Source organism: Candidatus Marifrigoribacter sp. Uisw_064, from assembly GCF_047730175.1.
Classification (GTDB): Bacteria; Bacteroidota; Bacteroidia; order Flavobacteriales; family Flavobacteriaceae; genus Marifrigoribacter.
The window spans coordinates 1675997-1702138 of record NZ_CP159833.1; the positions used below are offsets into that span (position 1 = coordinate 1675997).

At 32.5% G+C, this 26142-nt stretch carries 26 protein-coding genes; 12 read left to right on the forward strand and 14 right to left on the reverse strand.

Annotation, left to right across the window (positions count from 1 at the left end):
* Positions 1–5 precede the first annotated feature (5 nt).
* The 6 genes from rodA to purH form a co-directional block, all read right to left on the reverse strand.
* The gene (rodA, locus tag ABXT64_RS07530; protein ID WP_443632317.1) at positions 6–1265 is read right to left on the reverse strand and encodes a rod shape-determining protein RodA; all 1260 of its coding nucleotides are present in this window, start codon (positions 1263–1265) and stop codon (positions 6–8) included.
* On the reverse strand, positions 1265–3133 hold the full coding sequence (gene mrdA / locus ABXT64_RS07535; protein ID WP_443632318.1) for a penicillin-binding protein 2: 1869 nt from the start codon (positions 3131–3133) through the stop codon (positions 1265–1267). The genes rodA and mrdA overlap by 1 nt, the downstream gene beginning before the upstream one ends.
* Complete coding sequence (locus ABXT64_RS07540) at positions 3133–3483, reverse strand: hypothetical protein (protein ID WP_443632319.1); 351 nt, start codon at positions 3481–3483, stop codon at positions 3133–3135. Before ABXT64_RS07540 ends, mrdA begins: the two co-directional genes overlap by 1 nt.
* 145 nt (positions 3484–3628) lie before the next feature.
* Positions 3629–4456, reverse strand: coding sequence for a rod shape-determining protein MreC (gene mreC / locus ABXT64_RS07545; protein ID WP_443632320.1), 828 nt, complete (start codon positions 4454–4456; stop codon positions 3629–3631).
* A 13-nt stretch (positions 4457–4469) separates the two neighbouring features.
* A complete protein-coding gene (locus ABXT64_RS07550; protein ID WP_443632321.1) occupies positions 4470–5498 on the reverse strand; it encodes a rod shape-determining protein in 1029 nt (342 codons plus the stop codon).
* Between the two features lie 64 nt (positions 5499–5562).
* Complete coding sequence (gene purH / locus ABXT64_RS07555) at positions 5563–7095, reverse strand: bifunctional phosphoribosylaminoimidazolecarboxamide formyltransferase/IMP cyclohydrolase (RefSeq protein WP_443632322.1); 1533 nt, start codon at positions 7093–7095, stop codon at positions 5563–5565.
* Positions 7096–7204: 109 nt separating this feature from the next.
* Here purH and ABXT64_RS07560 point away from each other — a divergent pair, with 109 nt between their 5' ends.
* Positions 7205–8458, forward strand: coding sequence for an ABC transporter permease (locus ABXT64_RS07560; RefSeq protein ID WP_443632323.1), 1254 nt, complete (start codon positions 7205–7207; stop codon positions 8456–8458).
* Here ABXT64_RS07560 and ABXT64_RS07565 read toward each other — a convergent pair whose 3' ends face one another.
* On the reverse strand, positions 8459–8914 hold the full coding sequence (locus ABXT64_RS07565; protein WP_443632324.1) for a GAF domain-containing protein: 456 nt from the start codon (positions 8912–8914) through the stop codon (positions 8459–8461).
* An 84-nt stretch (positions 8915–8998) separates the two neighbouring features.
* On the opposite strand from ABXT64_RS07565, the gene xrtF reads away from it, so the two are divergent.
* The 7 genes from xrtF to ABXT64_RS07600 all read left to right on the forward strand — a co-directional run bounded on the left by xrtF (position 8999) and on the right by ABXT64_RS07600 (position 14504).
* Entirely contained in the window at positions 8999–9547 is a 549-nt protein-coding gene (gene xrtF / locus ABXT64_RS07570; protein ID WP_443632325.1) for an exosortase family protein XrtF, read from the forward strand.
* A complete protein-coding gene (locus ABXT64_RS07575; RefSeq protein ID WP_443632326.1) occupies positions 9544–9969 on the forward strand; it encodes an exosortase F system-associated membrane protein in 426 nt (141 codons plus the stop codon). The genes xrtF and ABXT64_RS07575 overlap by 4 nt, the downstream gene beginning before the upstream one ends.
* Before the next feature lie 523 nt (positions 9970–10492).
* On the forward strand, positions 10493–10900 hold the full coding sequence (locus ABXT64_RS07580; protein WP_443632327.1) for an HYC_CC_PP family protein: 408 nt from the start codon (positions 10493–10495) through the stop codon (positions 10898–10900).
* Positions 10901–10976: 76 nt separating this feature from the next.
* The gene (locus ABXT64_RS07585) at positions 10977–13214 is read left to right on the forward strand and encodes a TonB-dependent receptor (RefSeq protein WP_443632328.1); all 2238 of its coding nucleotides are present in this window, start codon (positions 10977–10979) and stop codon (positions 13212–13214) included.
* A 1-nt stretch (position 13215) separates the two neighbouring features.
* On the forward strand, positions 13216–13572 hold the full coding sequence (locus ABXT64_RS07590) for a heavy-metal-associated domain-containing protein (protein WP_443632329.1): 357 nt from the start codon (positions 13216–13218) through the stop codon (positions 13570–13572).
* 7 nt (positions 13573–13579) lie between these two features.
* Entirely contained in the window at positions 13580–14293 is a 714-nt protein-coding gene (locus ABXT64_RS07595; protein ID WP_443632330.1) for a heavy-metal-associated domain-containing protein, read from the forward strand.
* Between the two features lie 4 nt (positions 14294–14297).
* Positions 14298–14504: a hypothetical protein gene (locus tag ABXT64_RS07600; RefSeq protein ID WP_443632331.1), complete on the forward strand. Its 207-nt coding sequence runs from the start codon at positions 14298–14300 to the stop codon at positions 14502–14504.
* A 75-nt stretch (positions 14505–14579) separates the two neighbouring features.
* On the opposite strand, the gene groL is transcribed toward ABXT64_RS07600, so the two are convergent.
* The 7 genes from groL to miaB form a co-directional block, all read right to left on the reverse strand.
* Positions 14580–16214: a chaperonin GroEL gene (groL, locus tag ABXT64_RS07605; RefSeq protein ID WP_443632332.1), complete on the reverse strand. Its 1635-nt coding sequence runs from the start codon at positions 16212–16214 to the stop codon at positions 14580–14582.
* 72 nt (positions 16215–16286) lie between these two features.
* Positions 16287–16562, reverse strand: coding sequence for a co-chaperone GroES (locus ABXT64_RS07610; RefSeq protein ID WP_443632333.1), 276 nt, complete (start codon positions 16560–16562; stop codon positions 16287–16289).
* A gap of 144 nt (positions 16563–16706) precedes the next feature.
* Positions 16707–17048 carry a preprotein translocase subunit SecG gene (secG, locus tag ABXT64_RS07615; RefSeq protein ID WP_443632334.1) on the reverse strand — a complete coding sequence of 114 codons (342 nt, stop codon included), beginning with the start codon at positions 17046–17048 and terminating at the stop codon, positions 16707–16709.
* A complete protein-coding gene (locus tag ABXT64_RS07620; RefSeq protein ID WP_443632335.1) occupies positions 17045–17950 on the reverse strand; it encodes a hypothetical protein in 906 nt (301 codons plus the stop codon). Before ABXT64_RS07620 ends, secG begins: the two co-directional genes overlap by 4 nt.
* A gap of 5 nt (positions 17951–17955) precedes the next feature.
* Entirely contained in the window at positions 17956–18465 is a 510-nt protein-coding gene (lptE, locus tag ABXT64_RS07625) for an LPS assembly lipoprotein LptE (protein WP_443632336.1), read from the reverse strand.
* 27 nt (positions 18466–18492) lie between these two features.
* Positions 18493–19761, reverse strand: a complete 1269-nt coding sequence (locus ABXT64_RS07630; RefSeq protein ID WP_443632337.1) for a sigma-54 interaction domain-containing protein — start codon at positions 19759–19761, stop codon at positions 18493–18495.
* Positions 19762–19857: 96 nt separating this feature from the next.
* A complete protein-coding gene (gene miaB, locus ABXT64_RS07635; RefSeq protein WP_443634941.1) occupies positions 19858–21303 on the reverse strand; it encodes a tRNA (N6-isopentenyl adenosine(37)-C2)-methylthiotransferase MiaB in 1446 nt (481 codons plus the stop codon).
* 231 nt (positions 21304–21534) lie between these two features.
* Here miaB and ABXT64_RS07640 point away from each other — a divergent pair, with 231 nt between their 5' ends.
* The 4 genes from ABXT64_RS07640 (at position 21535) to ABXT64_RS07655 (ending at position 26074) form a co-directional block, all read left to right on the forward strand.
* Positions 21535–21849 (forward strand): hypothetical protein, encoded by a 315-nt coding sequence (locus ABXT64_RS07640; protein ID WP_443632338.1) that lies wholly within the window; start codon positions 21535–21537, stop codon positions 21847–21849.
* Between the two features lie 193 nt (positions 21850–22042).
* Complete coding sequence (locus ABXT64_RS07645; protein WP_443632339.1) at positions 22043–22312, forward strand: hypothetical protein; 270 nt, start codon at positions 22043–22045, stop codon at positions 22310–22312.
* Between the two features lie 109 nt (positions 22313–22421).
* A complete protein-coding gene (topA, locus tag ABXT64_RS07650) occupies positions 22422–24911 on the forward strand; it encodes a type I DNA topoisomerase (RefSeq protein ID WP_443632340.1) in 2490 nt (829 codons plus the stop codon).
* Positions 24911–26074, forward strand: coding sequence for a formimidoylglutamase (locus ABXT64_RS07655; protein WP_443632341.1), 1164 nt, complete (start codon positions 24911–24913; stop codon positions 26072–26074). The genes topA and ABXT64_RS07655 overlap by 1 nt, the downstream gene beginning before the upstream one ends.
* Positions 26075–26142: the final 68 nt, after the last annotated feature.

Consider the following 26142-nt stretch of genomic DNA (forward strand, 5'->3'; position numbering starts at 1 on the left):
TGCACTTAAGAGTTAATATAATTTGATCCATCTAATTTTATAAAAATAAATAATAAGATAGTAAAGCCCCAAAGGCCAGATCCTCCATAACTAAAAAAGGGCAAAGGGATTCCAACTGTTGGAAGTAAGCCAATTACCATTCCAATATTTACAAAGAAATGAATAAAAATTATAGAGGCTACGCAATAGCCATACACTCTTCTAAATTGAGACTTTTGCCTTTCTGATAGTATGATAATTCTAATAATTAATGCTACAAATAAAATGAGCACTATCATGCTTCCTAAAAAGCCCCATTCTTCACCAACGGTACTAAATATATAATCGGTATGTTGTTCGGGTACGAAATTCCCTTTGGTTTGAGTACCTTGAGTCCAACCTTTACCTAACCATCCTCCATTACCAATGGCTATTTCACTTTGATTGGTGTTATAACCAATCCCTTTTGAATCTACTTCTTTTCCTAAAACAATATTAAAACGATCACGGTGTCGTTGTTCAAAGACATTTTCAAAAATATAGTTCACTGAAAATGCAAATCCTATAGCGACTATTGCTATAATGCTGTATTTAAAAAGCTTTTGACGCCTCTTCTTTTTATTTTTAAAATATAAGAATAGGGTAATTAATAGAGCTCCAATTGCAACCCAAATAACCCCAAAGGCTAAGGTGGCAACAAATAAAGCTGCAACAAAAAAGCCTAGTAGTAAATAAACAAAATGCAACCCTTCACGGTATAAAGGAAATATTAAAACGATGTAAACCAATGCACTTCCTGGGTCTGGTTGAGGTATGATAAATATCGCTGGAAGTAGAATTATTAGAAATGCCCTAAGCTGATGTTTAAATTCTTCCATGTTGCTCTGTAAATCACTCACATATTTTGCTAAAGCTAAGGCGGTTGCAGATTTTGCAAACTCACTAGGCTGTAGACTAAAACCACCAAAAGCATACCATGAGGTGGCTCCTGAGATTGTATTTCCTAGTGGAAACAAAAGCAATAATGAAACTAAAGCAACAATATAAATAATACTCGAAAATCGCTCGTAAAATTTAGCATCGATGGCAAGAATAAATATAATAAGCAAGACGCTAAGGCAGATAAAAAGTAGTTGCCTTGAATATGCTTGACTAAAATCGAATAACTCAGCAGTATTTGTTCCTAAAGAGGCAGAATATATGTTTATCCATCCAATAGCTACCAGCGCTATAAATATACCGATGGTAAGCCAATCAAATCGAATATTACTTCTTGATACTGCCATTAGTGATTAATTGTAAAAGGGATTCCGCTATAAGGTTTTGCATATTCTTCTTCTAAACTTCCATTAAGAACAAAGCTTTCTAAATCTGTTCTAGTGATTTCTCCATTAATATATTTTTCAATCATTAAACTAGCAATTCTACCAGCCCACCGAGATCCCCAATATCCATTTTCTACAAAAACGGCAATAGCTATTTTTGGGTTGTCTTTAGGAGCGAATGCGACAAATACAGAATGATCGGTAAGTTGAAATCTTTCACCATCAATTTTAATGTAATTTTCTGCAGTACCAGTTTTTCCGCAAATCTCAATACCTGGAATTTGTATGTGTGATGCTGTACCGTTACTATAAACATCGAACATTCCTTCAACTACAGGCTCAAAATATTCTTTATCGATTGTAGTAACATGTTTTTCAGTGTAAACTTTAGGAATAGTATCTACATCAACGATATTTTTTAAAATATGTGGTTTATAATACCATCCTCTATTTGCAATAGCTGCCGTAAAGTTAACCATTTGAATAGGCGTAAGTAATACTTCGCCTTGCCCAATTGCATTCGAGATGGTTGCAGAGGCATACCATTTGTATTTTGGATAATTATAAGCTCTATTGTAATAATCTGAGTTAGGAATTAATCCACGATTACCAATAGGTAAATCGTAACCTAAATAGTTACCTAAACCAAAGCTTGATAAATGGTTTTTCCAATTATCAATTCCTTCTTGAGGTGTCGGGTATTTTTCAATAATTCGTTTGTAAACAGTACAGAAATAAGCATTACAAGAATTGGCAATCCCTGCCACCATTGCTAATGGTGTTTTATGATGATGGCAACCTAAAAGTTTATTTCTTCCATACTTATATCCGCCATAGCATCTAATTTTTTCTTCGGCATCGACAACACCTTCTTGCATACCAATTAAGGCAGTTAATGTTTTAAAAGGGGAGCCAGGAGGGTATTCGCCTTTTAATCCTCTATCAAATAAAGGTCTAGAAATAGTATCGTACCAAAGTTTTGTGAAATTTTTTGATCGTTCTCTCCCAACAAGTAAGCTAGGGTCATAATAAGGAGCAGTAATTAATGAGAGGATTTCACCAGTAGCAGGTTCTAGGGCTACAATTCCTCCTCTTTTATTCTTCATTAATGCTTCTCCATATTTTTGGAGTGTCTCATCGATGGTTAATGTAATGTCTTTTCCTCGCTCTGGTAAAGTGTCATAAAGACCTTCTTTATAAGGGCCAATATCTCTATTAAAGCGATCTTTTTGAATGTATTTTACTCCTTTAACTCCTCTTAATATCTCTTCGTATTGTTTTTCTACTCCTTGTTTTCCAGTTAAATCCCCCATCTGATAATATGGGTTTTCAGCAATGTTTTGATCGTTGACTTCAGCAATGTATCCTAACACATTAGCCGAATGGGTTACTTGATAATCACGCAAAGATCTTTTCTGAATATAGAACCCTTCATATTTATGCATCTTTTCAGAAATATATGCATATTCACCTTTTGTAAGCTGAGGGATTACAATGGAAGGGAGGCGTGGAGAATACACCCAAGATTTTTTTAGAATTTTAGTAAATTCTTCTTTAGGAATTTTTAATAAATCACATAATTCTAAGCTGTCTAAACTTTTAACATTCCTAGGAATTACCATCACATCATATGAGGGTTGATTTGCGACTAATAATTTTCCGTTGCGATCAAAAACATATCCACGTTGGGGATAAATAAACTCAGTTTTTACGGCATTATTTTCAGAGAGTTTTTGAAAAGAAGTGTCATATATCTGAAGATAAAAAAGCCTAGAGGCAAAGATGAGCCCTACAATTAAAACAATCGAGATTAAAAGAAGTTTTCGCATTAGGATTTTCTACTAAATAAGGATATTGTAGTGATTAATAATACAATGCTAAATATACTTGAAAATAACGTCGATTTTAATATTAAAAGTATGTGATCTGTATTAAAAATTTCAAGCGAAAATAATATAAGATGATGTGTAATTACCATTAGTGTTATGTAGATTAATCTCTTTATAAAATGAGATTCACCTAATTTAATGGTATCGTATTCATAGCTAACGCCAAAAGAAAACTTTAAAAATGCAGGTCTTATAAAAGCAATGAACACTGAAGCCGCAGCATGAATACCTCCTGAATCCCCAAAGACATCTATGGATAAGCCTAATAAAAAACTTAAAAAGATAAGCAATGTTTTGTTTCCGTTGAAAGGAAATATTAAAATAAAAAGAAGGTACAAATAGGGATTAATAAACCCAAAAAAGTTAATGTTATTTAAAATAAAAACTTGTAATAAAATTAATATGATAAACCGTAATATATTTATAAAAATCTCCTTATTCTGCATCTTCTTCTCCCTCCTCTACTAATTTTATTTCCTCTCGTTCCTTATTTTTAATGATATAAACATGATTTAGATTTGTCATGTCATTAAACAATTGAATATTCAAAGTATAGGAACTTTCATCCTCTAAAAGTTTAGCATCTTTAATAGTCCCTATTAATATTCCTTCAGGAAAAATAGTAGATTTTCCGCCAGTAATAATGGTGTCTCCAACCACTATAGGCGCTAATCTTGGTATTTCAATTAACTGAACAATATTTGGATTTTTAGTATTCCAAACTAAACTTCCAAAATGATTTGAAGATTTTAGTTTAGCATTTATTTGGCTATCAGTATTTAATATAGACTGAATAGTAGCATAATTTTTACTAGTATTGTTTATAATACCAACGATTCCTTTTGAGGTAATTACTCCCATATCAAGTTCAATATTATTTTTTGAACCTTCATCAAGCGTGATTTTATTTTTTGTTTTTGAAAACGAGTTATTAATTACCCTAGCAGAAACATAAGAATACTTTGAAAGTATCGAAGTACTATCTTCATCTGAAACATAATAATTTTTTTTATAGAAATCTAGTTGTTCTCTCACTCGAAGGTTTTCCTCAATAAGTTCATTGTTCTCTGATCTTAAATTAAAATAACTTGTAATGTCACTTTTATAGGAATACAATCCGCCACTTAAAAAATTAGCAGAAGTGACAAATTTGTTTTTATGGTAGGTATGTGATTGAATAGTAAGACCAATGGAGGCTAGAAATAAAACACAAAACAACAGGAAGTTTTTATTCCGTATAAAGAAAAATAGTATCTGTTGCATAATGTGCTACTCCTTATTTAATCAATATGCTCTTATATTTACTTAAGTTTTTAAGGCAAATACCTGTACCTCTTACCACAGCTCTTAAAGGATCTTCAGCTATATAAACAGGTAAATCTGTTTTTTGAGATAAACGTTTGTCTAAGCCTCTTAACATAGATCCGCCACCTGCTAAATAAATTCCAGTATTATAAATATCTGCCGCAAGTTCTGGAGGTGTTTGCGATAAAGTTTCCATAACAGAATCTTCAATTCTTAATATGGACTTATCTAATGCTTTTGCAATTTCTCTATAGGAAGCAAGTACTTGTTTAGGCTTTCCTGTTAACAAATCTCTTCCTTGAACCGGAAGATCTTCTGGTGGAATCTCTAAATCCTCTGTTGCAGCTCCAATTTTAATTTTTATATTTTCAGCAGTACGTTCACCAATATATAAGTTATGTTGGGTACGCATATAATAGATAATATCATTTGTAAATACATCTCCTGCTACTTTTACAGAACGATCACATACGATACCACCTAAAGCTATAACTGCAATTTCAGTAGTACCACCTCCAATATCAACCACCATGTTTCCTTTAGGTTGCATTATGTCAATACCTATACCAATAGCAGCGGCCATAGGTTCATGAATTAGATAAACTTCTTTGCCATTTACCCGTTCTGCACTTTCTTTTACTGCACGCATTTCTACTTCAGTAATTCCACTGGGAATACAAATAACCATTCGTAAGGAAGGAGTAAGCCATTTCTTTTTTAATGCAGGTATGTCTTTTATGAACATACTAATCATTTGCTCACTAGCATCAAAATCAGCAATTACACCGTCTTTTAAAGGACGAATAGTCTTAATGTTTTCATGCGTTTTACCCTGCATCATATTGGCTTCTCTACCTACAGCAATAATCTTACCTGTAGTTCGATCTCTAGCTACAATGGATGGAGCATCTACGACTACTTTGTCATTATGAATAATTAGGGTATTGGCTGTCCCTAAATCAATTGCTATTTCTTCAGTTAAGAAGTCAAAAAATCCCATATTTTAATTGTGCGGTATTGAAATTAAACGTGTGAAGCGAATGCTTTCTACAAATGTAATAAAATTAGTGTTTAAAATGACGTATTCCACTAAATACCATTGCCATACTGTTTTCATTGCAATAGTTAATGCTTAATTCGTCTTTTATTGACCCTCCTGGTTGAATAACTGCAGTAATTCCAGCATTATTAGCAATCTCAACACAATCTGGAAAAGGGAAAAAAGCATCACTTGCCAGTACTGCTCCCTTAAGATTAAAATTGAATGAATTTGCTTTTTCTATTGACTGTCTTAAAGCATCTACCCTCGATGTTTGTCCTGTTCCGCTAGCACACAATTGTTTGTCTTTTACTAAAACAATAGTATTTGACTTTGTATGCTTGCAAATTTTAGAGGCAAACATTAAATTATCTAACTCACTATCCGTGGGTTTATTGTTAGTAGGGTATGTTAAATTTTCGATGGTATCTGTTATCGAATCTTTATCTTGAACCAAAGCTCCATTTAAACAAGTTCTAACCGTTGTTTTAGGAAGCTCTGTTTGTTTTTGAATAAGTATTCTTCTGTGTTTTTTTCCTTTTAATATTTCTAAGCCTTTTTCAGAATAACTTGGAGCAATCACTACTTCACAAAATAACTGATGAATTTCCTCGGCTGTTTCAGCATCAATTTCAGAATTACAAATTAATATTCCTCCAAAAGCAGAAACTGGATCACCCGCTAAAGCATCTAAGTAAGCTTGTTTAACTGTTTCTCTTTGAGCAATTCCACAGGCGTTATTGTGCTTTAAAATAGCAAAAGTAGGAGCCTCTCCTGTGAATTCAGACATTAAATTAACAGCAGCATCTACATCTAATAAGTTATTATAGCTAAGTCCTTTTCCATGTAAGGTATCGAACATAGCATCAAAATTTCCAAAGAAAAACCCTTTTTGATGTGGGTTTTCTCCGTAACGTAAAATTTTCCCCTTCGTTTCACTTATTTTTAAAGCAGGTATTTCATGTTCACTATTAAAATAATTGAAAATTGCTGTATCATAATTTGATGAAACGTTAAAAGCTTTTGCAGCAAATTGTTTTCTACTTGCTAAAGAAACAGATCCATTATCTTCAGAAATAATATCCAAAAACTCTTGGTAATCTTCCATTGAAGAAACACAAATAGTGTCTTTAAAATTTTTGGCAGCAGCTCTAATTAATGAAATCCCTCCAATGTCAATCTTTTCAATAATATCTTGCTCACTTGCTCCAGAAGCTACCGTTTTTTCGAAAGGATATAAATCCACAATAACAACATCTAATTGTGGAATGTTATATTCTTTCATTTCTTTAACATCACCTTCATTTTCTTGGCGATTTAAAATCCCTCCAAAAACTTTTGGGTGAAGTGTTTTTACTCGACCTCCCAATATTGAAGGATAATCGGTTACTTCTTCAACAGGAACAACGTTTATACCTAAATCATTTATGAATTTTTGAGTGCCGCCTGTAGAATAGATTGTTACGCCAATTTCATTTAATTTTTTTACAATAGGTGCTAAACCATCTTTGTGAAAAACTGAAATTAAAGCAGAGGATATCTTTTTTTGATTGTTCATGGAGATTTAATTAAGCAGCAAAAATACATAATTGTATGCAAATTTTGTAACATATATAAGTAGAAAACGTCTTATATTTATTCAAAATTAATTTTGGTAAAATTATAGAATGCTAATCTACCTTCGAGTTTTAAAAGAGAGTTTTAATTTCGCTATCAATGCGCTTAAAAACAACAAGTTACGTACTTTTTTGTCTTTGCTTGGTGTGACCATTGGAATTTTCTCCATTATTGCTGTGTTAGCTGCTGTAGATTCCCTTAAAAAAGAAATAGAAGGAAGTATAAGTTCATTAGATAATAGTACAATTATTTTAATGCGTTTTCCATTTGGGCCCACTGATATTCCCCGATGGAAATGGTTGCAATTTCCAGATGTAGATTATGAAGAATATCAATATTTAAAAAAGAATATGCCAGATATAGAGGCAGTTTCTTTTGTTTTAAATGTTCCGCCTTCTACTATAAAGTATGAAGAAAATACGCTGTCTAGTGTTGAAATAGGAGCAAGTACTCATGAATACTATGACATTGAATCCCTTCAAATTGCTAATGGACGTTTCTTTAATGAATCTGAATCAAATAGTGGATCCCCAGTTGTAATTTTAGGTGATGAAATAGCAGAAAACCTTTTCGGTGAAATAGATCCAATAGGTAGAAAAGTAAGATTATACGGAAGGAAGTTTACCGTAATTGGAGTCCTGAAAAAGGAAGGTTCTGGTTTGTTTGGTGACTCAAAGGATACTGTTATTCTTTTACCTGTTAATGTAGCGCGTAAAATATATGGTGATAATAATAAATCTACCTTTCCTCAAATAATTATAAAACCTGAAAAAGACGTCGATAATGCTGAGTTTATTGCAATGCTAAAACAAAAAATACGCATGTCTAGAGGTTTAAAGACAGGTGAGGTTGATACATTCTTTGTAAATCAATTGCAAGGTTTTACAGATGCTATTGATAATATTACCGGAACTATGAATGTAATAGGCTGGTTAATTAGTGGTTTTTCATTATTAGTTGGTGGCTTCGGAATTGCAAATATTATGTTTGTAAGTGTTAAAGAACGAACCAATTTAATTGGAATTCAAAAATCTTTAGGAGCAAAAAATAGATTCATCATGTTTCAGTTTTTATTTGAAGCAGTGATTCTTTCTATAATCGGTGGCTTAATTGGCTTAGTATTAGTGTTTTTTGCTTCACTAATTGCCTCAAGTTTGGCAGGAGATTTTGAATTTGTTCTATCGTTAAAAAATATGCTAATTGGGACGTTAATTTCTGCAATCATTGGTTTGATTTCAGGGATATTACCTGCTATTTCAGCTTCAAAATTAGATCCAGTTGAGGCAATACGTACAGGAATGTAATTATAAAATTTTAGTAACTTCCTCATTTAACCAAACTAAAAAAACTTCATCTTCTTTTGTAAATGGATCAATGGTGTTAGAATCGACATCTATTTGACCTATATTTTTTCCGTTCTTAAATAAAGGAATTACAATTTCAGCTTTTACGGAGATACTACATGCGATATAATTATCCTGAGCTTCCACATCTGGAACAACAAAATTAGCATTAGATTCTGCAACTTGTCCGCAAATTCCCTTTCCAAATGGAATGACGGCATGGTTTGTAGGTAAACCTGCAAAAGTTTCTAAATGCAATGTTTTCCCTTCGTAATTTGCAAAATAAAATCCAACCCAGTCATAATAGGCTATCGTAGTTTGTAATAAATTACATACCTCTGTAAGTCTTTGTTTTTCTGAAATTTCAGAATTTCGAACAATTTTTAGAACTTCAGGTTTTAGGTTTTCAAAGCTCATTCTTTTTATTTTTTTTGTAAAAGTATTTTATAGAACTGACATTCCAAATTCAAATTCTATATTTTTGTGTTAAATAAATCATTTTTGAAATCACTTTTTATAAAATATAAATCGGTCGTTCGTTTTGTTCTTTTGTTTTTAGGGACTTACTTGCTGTTGTTGTTTTTGTATTCATTATACCTTAGTGCATCAAAAGGAGGAAATTACCAGCCAGATTTCATAACAAACTTAGTGGCTAATCAAAGTAAAGCAATTATTTCGAGCTTTGGTTACCTTGCAGAAGTAGTTCCGCATAGTTCGAAAACATCAATGCAGCTAGTTATTAATAATCAATACTTAGCAGAAATTATTGAAGGTTGTAATGGAATTAGTGTGATTATATTATTCATTTCATTCATTATTGCATTTGCTAAAAAATTTAAAAAAACCTTTTTTTATCTACTTGCCGGCTGTGTTTTGATTTATGGTGTTAACCTGATACGAATTGCCATCTTAGCGATTGCATTATATAAATATCCTCAATACCAAGAATTTCTTCATGGAATCGTATTTCCATCAATTATTTATGGAATGGTATTCTTGTTATGGGTGTATTGGGTACGTAACATTACTAAATCAACTATTGAAGAATGAGTAAATTCAATAAAATAGTAGGGGTTCTTTTTTGCATTATTTTGTTAATGTTGATACGTTGGTTTGAAAACAGTTTATTCTATGATCCTTTAATAATATTTTTTAAAACAGACCATACCTCACAATCATTACCCAAATTTGATGGCTTACTTTTAATAGGAAATATTGCCTTGCGTTTTATTATGAATACTGTTTTATCACTGGCGATTCTATGGTTTGTTTTTTCTGAAAAAGAAATAGTAAAAATATCGACTGTACTGTATTCTTTTTTGTTTTTACTGCTTCTTCTGGTATTTACCTATTTGTTGTTCTATGCTGATTCTGAAAGTTATTTATCTCTGTTTTATGTGAGAAGGTTTTTAATTCAGCCTTTATTTTTATTGTTGTTGTTGCCTGCTTTTTATTTTCAGAAGAAACAATAAAAAGAGACATAATTATTTTTTTCTAAATTGAGAATTTTAGTTAGTATTTCTTTGTTCAAAAACCTCAATGTTAAAACACGATATTCATGAATATCGACAACAAGTTTGAAAATAATTAATTATTGTTTGTACAACTAGAACCTGAGCAAGGTGTACTTACTAAAAAGGTGGTGAAAGAATAGGTATTTCTTTTGTCATCCTGAACCTGTCTACCAACAGACAGGCTCGATTCAGGATCTATTGTGTGATTATTTTAGATTCCCAGTCAAGCTGAGAATGACAAGTTCTTCTTAATTTAATATGTCATTGCGAGAAGGAACGACGTGGCAATCTTAGAGATTCTTCAGTAATTCTTCCCTCTGAATGATACTACTCTTGTCATTCAGAGTCCTGTCCTAAACTAGATTGGGTATTGTTTCAGTATCTTTTAATAATGATTATGTCGAGTTTCAAATACGTAAAACTTAAGTTAAAAACGGATAGTTTCTACAATAATTAGAGCATATTTCGTAATTTTGACCTAATGCAAAGAATTATTTCCATAGCACTTTCAATCTTAATGCTCCTAAGTAGTACCGGTATTACGTATGCGAAGCATTTTTGTGGAGAAAATGAAGTTATTTCTGAAATAACCTTTGGCGAGAAATATCTTTCTTGTGGAATGGTAATGGAAGCCAATTCTTGTGGCGATGAAAAACAAGAAGATCATAAATGTTGTAAAAACAAATATGAACAAGTAAATACAGATGATCATTTTGCAAAAGCTTCTTTTGATGTTCAGTTAGAAGTATCTTTTATTGCAAGTTTTGTTGCAGTTTTTGTGTTGCAACAAGTGCCCCTAAATTCTCAAGTACAAACTAACTTTACGGATTACCATCCACCGATACCCGATAAAGACATTACAGTACTTTATCAGGTCTTCACTATTTGATTTTTTCTTTTTATTTGAACATTTTAGAGTGCAATAATTGCATTCTATTTTCAAACAATTAATAAGAAAAAACAAAATGAAATACATATTATATATACTATTATTTATCCCATGTATAGTAGCTTCTCAAGAACAAATTGAAGGAGTTATATTAGAAGGAAATGAAAAAAATGAATACCAAGGCCTAGATGGAGCTAATGTGTTTTGGTTAAATACTTCAATAGGAACCATCACTGATGAAAATGGAAAATTTTCCATTCCCTATAAAAATGAATACAAAAAATTGGTCATTAGTTATGTTGGTTTTGAAACCGATACCATAACTGTTTCTGAACCTAAAAGAATTCAACACACCTTAGGTCCTAAAGGAAGTTTAGATGAAGTCATTATTTCAACAAGAAAAAAGGCCTCATCAAGATCTTTTTTGGAGGCTCGAAATGTAATAAATGTAAGCAGTGCCGAATTATTAAAGGCAGCTTGTTGTAATCTATCTGAAAGTTTTGAAACGAATCCATCAATCGATGTGAATTTTGCAGATGCAATATCTGGAACCCGACAAATAAAAATGCTAGGTTTAACTAGTCCTTATATATTAATTACTACTGAAAATATACCTTCAATTCGAGGTGCTTCGCAAGCGTATGGATTAAGTTTTATTCCCGGTACTTGGGTAGAAAGTATCCAAATTACGAAAGGAGCGGGGAGTGTAGTAAATGGTTTTGAAAGTATTGCGGGTCAGATTAATGCAGAGCTTCAAAAACCCACAAGAGATGATAAACTATTTGTAAATGCCTATGGAAACGCAAATGGGCGTTTAGAATTGAACACTCATTTTAACACTAAAGTTTCAAATAAATGGAATACTGGAATTTATGTGCATGGAAATTTACGAGACACTAAATTTGACAAGAATGATGATTCATTTCTTGATATGCCCTTGCAAAAGCAAATAAATGTCATGAATCGTTGGCAATATATAGACAATGAAAAAGGTTTTGTAAGCTTTATAAATTTTAGGTTTTTAAATGATGAAAAACAAACAGGGCAATCTAATTTTAACCCTAAAACAGATAAGTTGACCACAAATTTTTGGGGTAGTGAAATTGACACCCAAAGATTCGATGTTTCTGCAAAATTTGGATATGTAAACCCTGAGATTCCGTATCAAAGTGTTGGAGTTCAAACAGCATTTAGTACCCATGAACAGAATTCATATTTTGGATTAAATCAATACGACATTGTTCATAATAGCTTTTATGCGAATGCTATTTTTAATTCAATCATTGGAGATTCAAGGAATAAATTTAAAACTGGATTAAGTGCTACTTATGATGATTATGAAGAGCTAGTAAACACATCAGATTTTCAACGTAAAGAAAATTCGTTTGGAGCTTTTTTCGAATATTCATACGATAATTTAGGCGATTTAAATGTTACGGCTGGGATTCGTATTGACACCCATAATTTATTAGGCACCTTTTTAACACCAAGACTTCATGCACGTTATACCCCTTGGGAAAATTCCGCGATTAGAGCTTCTATAGGTAGAGGAAAGCGAAGTGCTAATATCTTTACAGAAAATCAAAAGATGTTTGCAACTTCTAGAACAATTAATATTTTGGATACCAATGGGAAAATTTACGGTTTAGATCCAGAAATTGCTTGGAATTATGGTGTTTCTATTTCACAGAAGTTTAAAATATTTGAGAAAAAAGCAGACATTACGTTCGATTATTACAGAACAGATTTTGAAAATCAAATTGTAGTAGATTGGGAAAATCCAAGAGAGGTCAATTTTTATAATTTAAAAGGGGAAAGTTATGCAAATAGCTTTCAAGCTGAATTTAATATGAACCTAATGAAAGGCTTAGATATAAGAACTGCCTATAAATATTACGATGTAATGACTCAGTATAGCTCAGAAAAATTAGATAAACCTTTAACACCAAAACATCGAATTTTTGCGAATGCTTCCTATGAAACAAATCGAAAAGAAAACGGAGCACATTGGAAATTTGATTCTACTTTTAATTGGCTAGGAGAGCAACGTTTTTCTTCAACAGAAGGTAATCCTGCGGAATATCAATTATCAGAAAGAACACCAACAATAAGCACCTTAAATGTACAAATAACCAAAGTGTTTTCTCATTCATTTGAAGTATATTTGGGAGGAGAGAACATAACAGATGTAAAACAATCGAATCCAATAGTAAGTAGTGATGATCCTTTTGGTTCAAATTTTGATACTACCTTTGTATATGGCCCCATTTTTGGAGCTAGTTATTATGCTGGATTAAGATATAAATTAAATTAAAATGAAAAAAATAATAGTAGTTATTGTAGTAATGGTTTTAGGTTTATCAACCTATGCCCAAAATAAAAATGCAAAGGCATCTATAGAAGTAGATGGAGTTTGCATGATGTGTAAAGAACGTATAGAAAAAGCATCAATAATGACAAAAGGCGTAAAGTCTGCTGTTTGGAATGTCGAAACGCATGAATTAAGTTTAATTTATGATGAACGAAAAACAGATCTAGCAACGATACAAAAAAGCATTGTTGCCGTTGGTCATGATACGAAGGAAATTAAAGCCACAGAGGAAGCTTATGGAACCGTACATCCTTGTTGTCGTTATAGAGATGATAAAGTGGTAGATGATCATGGAAATTAGCTGAATTATGGTCCAAAACCTAAGAGTAGAAGGAATGACTTGTACGAGTTGCAAGGCCAAGGTTGAAGCTATTCTTGCTGAAGTTGATGGCGTTCATCATGTTTCTGTAGATTTAGAAAAAGAAGAAGCTCATTTGGAAACAGATGAGCTTCTTTCTGTTGAAGCCCTTCAGAAAGAACTTCCCCAAAAATATAAGATTTCAGAAAAGATACAAGAAGTGGAACTTTCTAATGATTCTTCCGAAGAGAAATCGAAAATAAGTCAGTTGAAACCCTTGCTTTTAATTCTGACCTATATTACCATAACTTCGCTGTTGTTACATTATGAAAATTGGGATTTAAAAGAATGCATGCTGGACTTTATGGGCTTGTTCCTTACGGTGTTTAGTTTTTTTAAATTTTTAGATCTAAAAGGGTTTAAAAACTCCTTTGAAATGTACGACCCACTTGCAAAAGTGTTTCCTGTTTATGGTTGGATATATCCTTTTATTGAAAGTGTCTTGGGTTTAATGTTCTTACTGCGCTTTAAAGTCGATATCGCCGTTTGGATCACTTTATTTGTTCTTTCTATTACCACGATTGGGGTAACAAAAACACTTTTAGACAAAAAGCAGATTAGTTGTGCTTGCCTAGGAACAGCGTTGAAATTGCCTATGACCGAGGCTACTTTTATTGAAAATGCAATTATGATTTTAATGGCTATCTTTATGCTTATAAGTTAAAACAATGAACAACATTAAGAAATTTTTACTCTACGGAATCACCATCGTCGTGATTGTATTTATGTTTGTATGGGAATATTATATCGGTATATGGGAAGCTGCTCAAGCTGAGGGTAAAGTGATTATTAGAACAGATTCTTTCGTTTTATGGCCCTTGGTGATAACCTTGGTGGCTTTGTCTTTGTATCAGATGTTTAAGAAAAAAGAGTAAGTGTTAGAAATAATATTATAAAAAAAGACCTCTAATTTTAGAGGTCTTTTTTATTTTGTATAATAATGATGATGATTACATCATTCCTGGCATTCCACCACCGCCCATTGGAGGCATCATTGGAGGATTGTTTTCTTTAATATCTACTAAAGCACACTCTGTTGTTAAGATCATTCCTGCTACAGAAGCAGCATTTTCTAAAGCGACACGAGTCACTTTTTTAGGGTCAATAATACCCGCTTTAATCATATCTACGTAGGTATCAGTTTTGGCATCATAACCAAAGTTCTTACTACCTTCTAATACTTTATTGATCACTACAGATCCTTCACCACCTGCATTTTCTACGATAGTGCGTAATGGAGCTTCGATAGCACGAGCTACAATATTAATACCAGTTACTTCATCTAAGTTTTCAGTAATAAGCTTACCTAAAACATTAATTGAACGAACTAAAGCAACACCACCACCTGCAACAATTCCTTCTTCAACAGCAGCTCTAGTTGCATTTAAAGCATCATCAACACGGTCTTTCTTTTCTTTCATTTCAACTTCAGAAGCAGCACCAACATAAAGTACAGCAACACCACCAGCTAATTTAGCTAGACGTTCTTGAAGCTTTTCTTTGTCGTAATCGCTTGTTGTAGATTCAATTTGAGATTTTATTTGATTCACTCTAGCTTTGATGTCTGATTTGTTACCTGCACCATTAATAACGGTAGTATTGTCTTTATCAATAGTAACATTTTCAGCAGTACCTAACATTTCTAAGGTTGTATTTTCAAGTGTGAAACCACGTTCTTCAGAAATAACAGTACCTCCAGTTAACACAGCAATATCTTCTAACATTGCTTTACGTCTGTCTCCAAATCCTGGTGCTTTTACAGCAGCAATTTTTAAAGAACCACGTAATTTATTTACCACTAAAGTGGCTAAAGCTTCTCCATCAACATCTTCAGCAATAATCAATAATGATTTTCCTTGTTGAGCAACTGGTTCTAAAACAGGAAGTAAATCTTTCATAGAAGATACTTTCTTGTCGTATAAAAGAATCATAGGATTCTCAAGTTCTGTCAACATTTTTTCGCTATCCGTAACAAAGTATGGAGATAAATATCCACGGTCAAATTGCATACCTTCAACAACATCTACATAAGTATCTGTCCCTTTTGCTTCTTCAACAGTAATTACTCCTTCTTTACCAACTTTACCAAAAGCAGTTGCAATTAAATCTCCAATAACATTATCATTATTGGCAGAAATGGAAGCAATTTGTTTTATTTTTTCTGAAGAGTTACCAACTTTAGTAGACTGTTTGTCTAAATCTTTAACAATTGCCTCTACCGCTTTATCAATACCGCGTTTTAAATCCATTGGATTTGCACCCGCAGCTACATTTTTAAGGCCTTCTTTTACGATAGCTTGTGCTAATACAGTAGCAGTTGTAGTTCCGTCTCCAGCTAAATCGTTTGTTTTTGAGGCTACTTCTTTTACCATTTGAGCTCCCATATTTTCAAGGGGATCTTCTAATTCAATTTCTTTAGCAACAGTAACACCATCCTTAGTTACTTGTGGTCCACCAAAGGATTTGCCAATAATAACATTACGTCCTTTAGGGCCTAAAGTTACTTTTACTGCGTTTGCTAATGCATCTACACCACGCTTAATACTATTGCGTGCTTCAACATCAAATTTTATATCTTTTGCCATTTTAAAAATCTTTGATTTTTAAACTTCCAAGTAATTGGAAGTCTTTTTAGGTTAAACTTTAGTTTGTTATTATTAGATAATTGCTAGGATATCTTCCTCACGCATGATTAAATAATCGATTCCTTCGTATTTTAATTCGCTTCCAGAATATTTTCCATATAATACAATGTCACCCACTTTTACAGTCATTTGGTGATCTTTATTGCCTTTTCCAACAGCTACAACGTTACCTTGTTGAGGTTTTTCTTTAGCTGAATCTGGAATATAAATTCCTGAAGAGGTTTTAGTTTCTGCTTCCTGAGGAGCTACTAAAACTCTGTCTGAAAGTGGTTGAATTTTTAATGCCATTTTCAATATATTTTTTTAGTTAAATTATTATTGTTACTGGTAGTAGTCAGAAATTATGCCATTGCAAATTTTCTGACATATTTTAAAAAAAAATGCCAGCTTTATGACAAGCTGGCATTTTTTTAAAATTATATATTCTATTTTTTACTCTCCGTCGCCAGGTGTATTATTGTCAGATGGAGCTGGGTCAATTGGTAAAACAGTTTGCACTGCATTTGGATCAAAAGCTTTAGAATCTGCTGTTCCTGTACTTTTCATAATTGAAATGTTAGAAAGTAAGATTAATGCTAGCATTAAAGCTGCTAATGTCCACGTACTCTTGTCTAAAAAGTCGGTTGTTTTTTGAACTCCTCCTAATTGCTGTGTTCCACCACCACCAAAAGAAGATGATAATCCACCACCTTTAGGGTTTTGAACCATTATTACTATTACCAATAAAAAGGCTACGAAAATTATAAGAATTAAAAATATTGTAAACGTACTCATGAGTTATCTGTATTTGTCAGTTTTTTTATTGCTCGAATTTGGTCTGCAAAGAAACCACTTTTTTCGGGATTTTTCAAAATTAATATTTTATAAGCTTGAATTGCTTTTTTATAGTTTTTCTGTTGCAAATACACCTTCGCTAAAGTCTCAGTCATTAAGGAGTTATTTGCTTGCGTATAGGGAGCTGCAAGATTCTTGTTCTCTACTTTCTTTTCTTTTAATTCGGTACTTAAAGGAGTGGAAAATAACTTAGGTTTATCCTGAATAAACTTTTCAATTAAATCAAGTTTTTGTACTTTTTCATCATTCGAAGTGTTTTTTTCAACAGTAGCTTCTCTTTTTATAGGGGTAGCTGAAGTTAATTTTAGCCATTCTGAAAATGAATGAGCATCTTCTTTTTTAAACACTAAAGGCTGATTAATTTCAATAGTTGTTTCAGAAATAGGTTTTTTATCTTCTTTATTTTCTTCAACTATTTCTTTTATGGATTCAACTTTTCTTTCAAATAAGTCTGGGTTTAAAATAGCTTCTGCTTTTTTAAGCTCTTTTTTAATTTGATTGTCAATCTCAATACTAATTTCTTCTGTAATATTTTCTGAAACCACTTCAATTTCAGAAACTGAGGCGTCATGTTGTTGAATAATTTCAGATATTTCATTCTGATTGAAATGATCAGAAGTTATATAATCAAATAAAATATTTCGGTCTGTAGTATAAGCAGCAGTAATTTTTAAAGCATCATTGTATAAAAAATTGTTGCTGTTTTTAAATCCTTTTAATTGCAAAGCTCTAGCAGATTGAAAAAAAGGATATTTCTCGAGAATTTGATTTAATTCTTCCTGTTGCTCCGAACTAATTTGCTGGGGGTTTGCTTGCAGATATGTAAAAGTTTTTGTGTTCACAGGTGCTACCAATCAGCTAGAGTTGCGTTAAAAATATCTTGTGTAATACGCTCAAATACAGTATTTATAGCATCTTCAAGTTGAGTTCCTGATAATTGAGTGCTTCCTGGATAATCAAAATAAAAGGAAAAACGTTTTTCTACATCTTTTTCTTCATTTTTAGTGTTAAAATATCGAAGATTAACACCTATGGTAAGTCTGTTTTGAGCAGCAGTACTTTGAGAAGTTGCTGTAATTGGCGCTATATAGTACTCTGTTATTTCACCTTCGTACACTAAATCACCATTATTGGTTACTAGGTCTAAGCTTGTCTGATTTAAGATTAAATCTTGCAACAAAAGAGTAAAGTTTCGGTCAATACCTGGCTCAACAATTCTAGCATTATTTTGAAAATAATTTACTTGAAATGTTTTGGTGTTTGGGTCAACATTAGCTCCTGTAAATGAATAAGCGCCACATCCTGCAATAGAAATTACTATAAAAGCTAAGCATGTTATTTTTAAAAATATTTTCATAAAAGGAGGATTGTAAAGGCTTGTAATTTACAAATTATATTGTTTAATTTTCCGATATAGGGTTCTTTCTGAAATCCCTAATTCATCAGCGGCATCTTTTCTTTTTCCGTTATATTTTTCTAACGATTTTTTTATCAACTCTAATTCTTTATCATGAATCGATAAACTTTCTTCTACTTCTATATCTTCTACAAAATGATATTTATCTTCTGATGCTTTTTCTGGAATATTTAAGACTTCAATATTGCTATCGTCGGCGGGTTCTTGTTCTTCAACCAAAGTTGCTAATGTCTCTTCACTACTTTGTGTATCCGAATACATTTTGTTTATTAAAGTAGAATGTTCCTCTTTAACTTTTGAAGTGTTCTCAGTTTTCATTAACTCTAGCGTTAACTTTTTTACATCGTTAAGATCACGTTGCATATCAAATAACACCTTATATAACAATTCGCGCTCTGAACTAAAATCACTTTCTTTTTTTGCAGTATTGATTACGGCAGGGAGGTTACTTCCCACGTCTTGTAAATAACTTCGTAGTGTTTCGGCGGTTATGTCTCTATTTTTTTCTAAGACTGAAATTTGTTCCGCGATATTTCTCAACTGACGAATATTACCACCCCATCGATATTTTAACAATAATTCTTTAGCTTGTTCATCTAATCGAATGGTAGGCATTTTATATTTCTGAGCAAAATCTGAAGCAAATTTTCTAAAAATTAAATGGATGTCTTCTGAGCGTTCACGAAGTGGAGGAAGGTTAATTTCAATAGTGCTTAGTCGATAATATAAATCTTCTCTAAATTTTCCTTCTTTAATAGCTTTAACCATTGAAACATTAGTCGCTGCGACGATTCGAACGTCTGTTTTTTGAGTTTTGGAAGATCCTACTTTTAAAAACTCACCGTTTTCTAAAACACGTAATAAACGCACTTGAGTTGGTAAAGGTAATTCACCAACTTCGTCTAAAAATATAGTACCTCCATCAGCTACTTCAAAATAACCATTTCGGGTTGAAGTGGCGCCTGTAAAAGCTCCTTTTTCATGACCAAAAAGCTCACTATCAATCGTTCCTTCTGGAATCGCACCACAGTTGACTGCTATGTACTTTCCGTGTTTTCTATGGGATAAAGAATGTATGATTTTTGGGATACTTTCTTTACCAACACCGCTTTCTCCAGTTACTAAAACAGAGATGTCTGTTGGAGCCACTTGAATTGCTTTTTCAATGACTCTATTAAGTTTTGGATCATTTCCAATTATGCCAAAACGTTGTTTTGTTGCTTGTACTGATTCCATATTTATTCCCTGCAAAGGCAGAGATCTTTTTAATTATATTTATAAAACCCTGAATTACTTCGACTGAGCACATTACAGGCGAGAGCAGGATAACAATTAATTATTATCACTTAATCCTACAGGTATTCCTTTTAATGTTGCACTAGTACAATCATTGATTTTTACCATTACAAAATCTCCTGATTTGTAATTTTCTTTCGGAAAAACAACAACTAAACTTTGTTCATTTCTACCACTCCAATGTTGATCGCTTTTTTTAGATTCCCGTTCAATAAGAACCTCCACAGTTTGACCGATAAATTGATTGGTTCTATAGGCGCTATGTGTTCTTTGTGCATCCACAATTTCAGTAAGTCTGCGTTTTTTTACTTCTTCAGGAATATCATCCTCTAGCTTCCGAGCTGCCATGGTTCCAGGTCTTTCAGAATATTTAAACATAAAGCCAAAATGGAACTTAACATATTCGAGTAAACTTATAGTTTCTTGATGCTCTTCTTCAGTTTCCGTAGGAAATCCAGTAATAATATCTTGCGAAATTCCACAATTAGGAATTATTTCATTTATTTTATCTATTAACGCCATGTATTCTTCACGCGTATGTTGACGGTTCATTTCTTTTAAGATGCGTGTATTTCCGCTTTGAAAAGGAAGATGAATATAGTTGCAAATGTTAGGGTATTTTGCAACGGTATGTAATACATCTTCAGTCATGTCTTGAGGATTTGAAGTTGAAAAACGAATCCTCATTTTTGGTTGTTCTTCTGCAACAAGTGCCAATAAATTTGAAAAGCTAGTTGCCGTTGCTTTTTCAATTTCAGAAGCATTTTTGAAATCCTTTTTCAATCCGCCACCATACCATAAATAACTATCTACATTCTGACCTAAAAGCATAATTTCTTTATATCCTTTTGAAGCCAAATCATTTACTTCTTCTAAAATACTTTGTGGATCACGACTGCGCTCTCTTCCTCGAGTAAACGGTACTACGCAAAAAGTACACATGTTGTCACAACCTCTGGTAATACTAACTAGGGCATTTATCCCGTTTGTTGCAAGCCTAACAGGTGAAATATCTCCATAGGTTTCATCTTTAGACAGCACAACATTAACAGCATCTCTTCCGCTCTCGATCTCTTTAATTAAATTGGGTAAATCTTTATAGGCATCGGGTCCAACGACCATGTCAACGATTTTTTCTTCGTCCAGAAATTTTTCTTTTAAACGTTCAGCCATACAGCCTAAAACACCCACCTTCATTTTTGAATTGAGCCTTTTTACAGCATTGTATTTTTCTAATCGCTTGCGTACTGTTTGTTCAGCTTTGTCTCTAATAGAGCAAGTGTTGACCAAGACTAAGTCGGCTTCTTCTAGATTTTGAGTAGTGTTATACCCTTCTTTAGCAAGTATGGATGCAACGATTTCGCTATCACTAAAATTCATTTGGCAACCATAACTTTCTATATAAAGTTTACGTGAATTGCCTTCTTTAGCATTTACTTTAAGTGATTGTCCTTGTTTTTTTTCGTCTATTATTTTTTCCATCTTTAGTGCTTGCGAAAGCAGGTATCTCATTTTCGCTTTTTGACTTACTTCGTAAGCTAACTTCAATCAAAATATATTTTGAATTCGTTAATGCTCCATATAATCTTCAGCAGAAATCTTATTATTTAAACTATGTCAATTAACATGCGAAGATACGATTATTATAGTTATTATGACAAAATGTCAGATATATTTTTCGTAAATTTTAATTCAACAAACTAATGAATAAAGATGAAAAAAGATATTTTTCACAGAATTGAAGAAGAGGCTAAACCCGATTTTTCAGGTATATTATCGAAAAGCTTTGAGCTTTTCAAAAAAGTTAGGAAAGAAGCCGTGTATCATGTACTCATTACTATGGCTATCGCCATTCCTTTGATACTTTTAATTTATGTGCCTCTATTAATAATGGTCAGTCTTAGGGGAGGATTTGATGGACCTGGATATCATAGTGTAAATGATTATTATGGAAATAACTTTGAGCCACCTATACTTTGGATTGTAATTTATTGTTTCGTTTTGTTTATTGTGACTTTTATAATATAAAGCTTAAACTTTGGAATGATCGCTCATTTTTTCGAGTGTGTAAAAAAGCAGATACTGGATTGCCTGAAAAAACAGGAAGCTATTTTGTTTTCTGAAAGGAAAAAATTTAATAAAAGTCATTTTATTATCAATAGCCATCTTTTTAATTACAGTTGCAGCATTTGTTTTGTGTTATTTACCTTTATTTTATGTAATGGTACCCTTACATTTATTACAGGTCATTTTTGCCTTTAATGAAAAGCTATCTGTTTCTGAATTAATTCGAGCAAGTTTTAAGCTTGGAAATAAGTATTGGCTGGTTACTTTTGGATTATTGATTATTGCCTCATTAATAGCTCAGGTTGGTATATTACTTTGTTTTATAGGGATACTTTTTACAGCTTATTTTGTTCATATACCTATTTATTATTTATACAAACATACCGTTGGTTTTGAGGATGAAACAGATGAAATAGAGTTCTAAAATTCTTCTGAAATACTACGCTTTGGGCAATTGTTTAAACACGAAAAAATACAAATAGGCTTGTGAATTAAAAAAAAAAGATACTTTTGTACCCCAAACAAATTAAATCATGGCAAAGAATTTAGTAATTGTTGAGTCTCCTGCGAAAGCAAAAACTATTGAAAAATTCCTAGGAAAAGATTTTAAAGTTACTTCAAGTTTCGGACATATATCTGATCTTCCTTCTAAGGAATTAGGTGTCGACGTTGATGGTGATTTCACTCCTAAATATATAATACCTTCTGAAAAGAAAAGTTTAGTAAAAGATTTAAAAGCATTATCTAGCAAAGCAGAAATGATTTGGCTAGCGAGTGATGAGGATCGAGAAGGAGAAGCAATTGCATGGCACTTATCAGAAACATTAGAATTAGATGAGAGTAATACGAAACGTATTGTTTTTCATGAAATAACTAAAACTGCAATACTACATGCTATAGAAAACCCAAGAAAGATAAACTATGATCTTGTAGATGCACAACAAGCACGTCGAGTATTAGATCGTTTAGTTGGGTATGAACTTTCTCCAGTGTTATGGAGAAAAGTAAAAGGAGGACTTTCCGCAGGTAGAGTACAATCTGTTGCAGTTCGGTTAATTGTTGAAAGAGAACGTCAAATTGAGGCTTTTACTCCAGTTGCATCTTTTAGAGTTATTGCTGAATTTACTTCTAAAGAAGGGAATAGTTTTAAAGCAAAGCTTCCTAAGAATTTTACAACAGAATCTGAAGCACACGATTTTTTAAGAAAAAACCTTCAGGCTAATTATAAAATTTCAAATTTATTAAAAAAGCCAGCGAAGAAATCACCAGCGGCTCCATTTACAACTTCTACGCTTCAGCAAGAAGCTTCTAGAAAGTTATATTTTTCAGTAGGAAAAACCATGACAGTTGCACAACGATTGTATGAAGCTGGTTTTATAACCTATATGAGAACCGATAGTGTAAACCTTTCTAATGATGCTAAAGCAGCAGCAGTAGAAGCAATTACAGATAACTACGGAAAAGAATATAGCAACCCAAGAGATTATAAAGGAAAATCTAAAGGAGCTCAAGAAGCGCATGAGGCGATTCGACCTACCGATCTTTCACGTCAAACAATTAGTGGTGATTATGACCAAGAACGTTTATATAATTTAATTTGGAAACGTACTATTGCTTCTCAAATGAGCGATGCCCAAATAGAGCGTACCAATGTAAAAATTGATATCCATTCAACTGAAAGTGTTTCAGAGCAATTTGTAGCTAATGGAGAAATGATAAAATTTGATGGTTTCTTGAAAGTATATTTAGAAGGAACCGATTTAGAAGATGAGGAACAAGAAGGAATGCTTCCAAAACTTACGGTGGGAGATTCACTTCAGAAAAATTATATCACAGCAACACAACGATTTTCACGTCCGCCATATCGATTTACAGAAGCTTCTTTAGTAAAACAAATGGAAGAATTAGGAATTGGAAGGCCGTCTACATATGCACCAACTATTTCTACTATTATTAATAGAAATTATGTGGAAAAAGGTACAATTGAAGGAGTAGAACGTAAGTACATTCAGTTGGTACTTGAAGATGAAATTAAAGTGAATAATCTGACTGAAGTCATTGGTTCTGACAAAGGAAAATTAGTTCCAACAGACATTGGTTTAATTGTTTGCGACTTTTTAGTAGAGCACTTTTCTACGATTCTAGATTATAATTTTACTGCAAAAGTAGAGCAGGATTTTGATGATATAGCCGAAGGAAAATCTTCTTGGAAGGCAATGATGAAGGATTTCTATAAAGATTTTCATCCTCAGGTTGAAAATGTGACCGAAAATGCTGACAGGGAAAGTGGTGAACGTATTTTAGGAAATGATCCTGTTTCAGGAAAAGTGGTGCTGGTAAGATTAGGAAGGTACGGAGCGATGGCGCAAATAGGAAGCCCTGAAGATGAAGAAAAGAAGTTTGCAAGCTTAAGACCCGATCAACAATTGCATCAAATTACTTTTGAAGAAGTAATGGACTTATTTAAGTTGCCTAAGTCTTTAGGAACCTATGATGAATTCGAAATAGAGGTGAATAATGGCCGTTTTGGTCCCTATGTAAAATACGATAAAAAATTTATTTCACTTCCTAAGGGTATGGATCCTTTAGAAGTAGATATGGATATGGCAATCGAGCTTATTGAAGAAAAGAAAAAAGCTGATGCTCCTATTTACATCTACGAAGACTTGCCAGTCCAAAAAGGTACCGGTCGATTTGGTCCATTTATTAAATGGAACAATATGTTTATTAATGTAAATAAGAAATACGATTTCGAAAGTTTATCGGATGCTGATATTATTGAGCTTATTGAAACTAAAAAGCAAAAAGAAATTGATAAGTTAATTCATGATTGGTCTGAAGAAGGAATTCGTCTAGAAAAGGCTCGTTGGGGGCGTTTTAATCTAATTAAAGGAAAAACAAAGGTTGAACTACCCAAAACTACAAAAGCGGAAAAAATGACGCTAGAACAAGCCTTAGAGATTCTTGAAAAGAATGCGCCGAAAAAGAAAACTAGAAAAAAAGCAACGGCTAAGAAAAAATAATGATTGATTTTCTTACACCAGTTTCTAAAGCTGTAATAGCTCATAGAGAAGTACTATCTGAAGGAGTACTTGGTAAACAAATATTACCTTATTCTGAAAAAGGAGAATTACCTGCCTTAGAAAAAGTAAAGTTTGCGATACTTGGTGTCAAAGAAAATAGGAATGATGAGGATTATATGGGGGAAGAGATAAATTTCGATTCCTGCCGGAAAGCATTCTATTCTTTATATGCGGGAAATTGGAAATATAAAATCGCAGATTTAGGAGATATTGAAAAAGGTGAAACTGTTAAAGACACCTATTTTGCAATGCGTGCCGTAATTAATGAATTAATTAAGTTTAAAATAATACCTCTAATTTTAGGAGGGAGTCAAGATTTAGTGATGGGTCAATACCGTTCTTACGATAGTTTTGGTTCAATGTTGAATATTGTAAATGTGGACAGTAGATTTGATCTAGGTGATGCAGATCGACCAATTTCAAATGTTTCTTATGTAGGGAAATTAATAGTAGACAAGCCTTATAATCTTTTTAATTATAGCGTTATAGGGTATCAATCTTATTTTAACCCGCCTGAAGAAATAGCTTTAATGGACAAATTATACTTCGATGCGTATAGATTGGGGGAAATTTCAGCAGAAATTACTAAAGTAGAGCCCATATTTAGAAATGCTGATCTAGTAAGTATTGATATTGGTGCAATAAAAAGCTCAGAATTAAGTTATAAAAGCAAGTTTAGTCCAAATGGATTTGATGGCAAAGAAATATGTGCAATTGCTCGATATGCAGGAATAAGTAATAAAGTTTCCTCATTTGGAGTGTATGAAGTAAAAAATTTAGTTGATATAGATAATGCTGCTATGTTAATAGCACAAATTTTCTGGTATTTTATTGAAGGCGTCAATTTTAGAGTTAAAGATGACGATTTTAGCGATGAGAAACACTATACAACATATAAAGTTATTGTTGATGATGAAATTTTATTGTTTAAAAAGAGCAATAAAACTGGGAGATGGTGGTTAGAATTGCCATTTATTTTAAATGTTAATAATAAATTAAAAAGTAAAACGTTATTACCTTGCACTTATGGCGAATATTTGAGTGCATGCAATCAGGAAATACCTGAACGATGGTATAAAGCCCGTCGTAAAAATGAAGTATAACCAACGAACGAATAAATTTGAGTTTAAGGGTTTTTTAAGAAATATGTTGTTTTTTAAAAATTTTATAA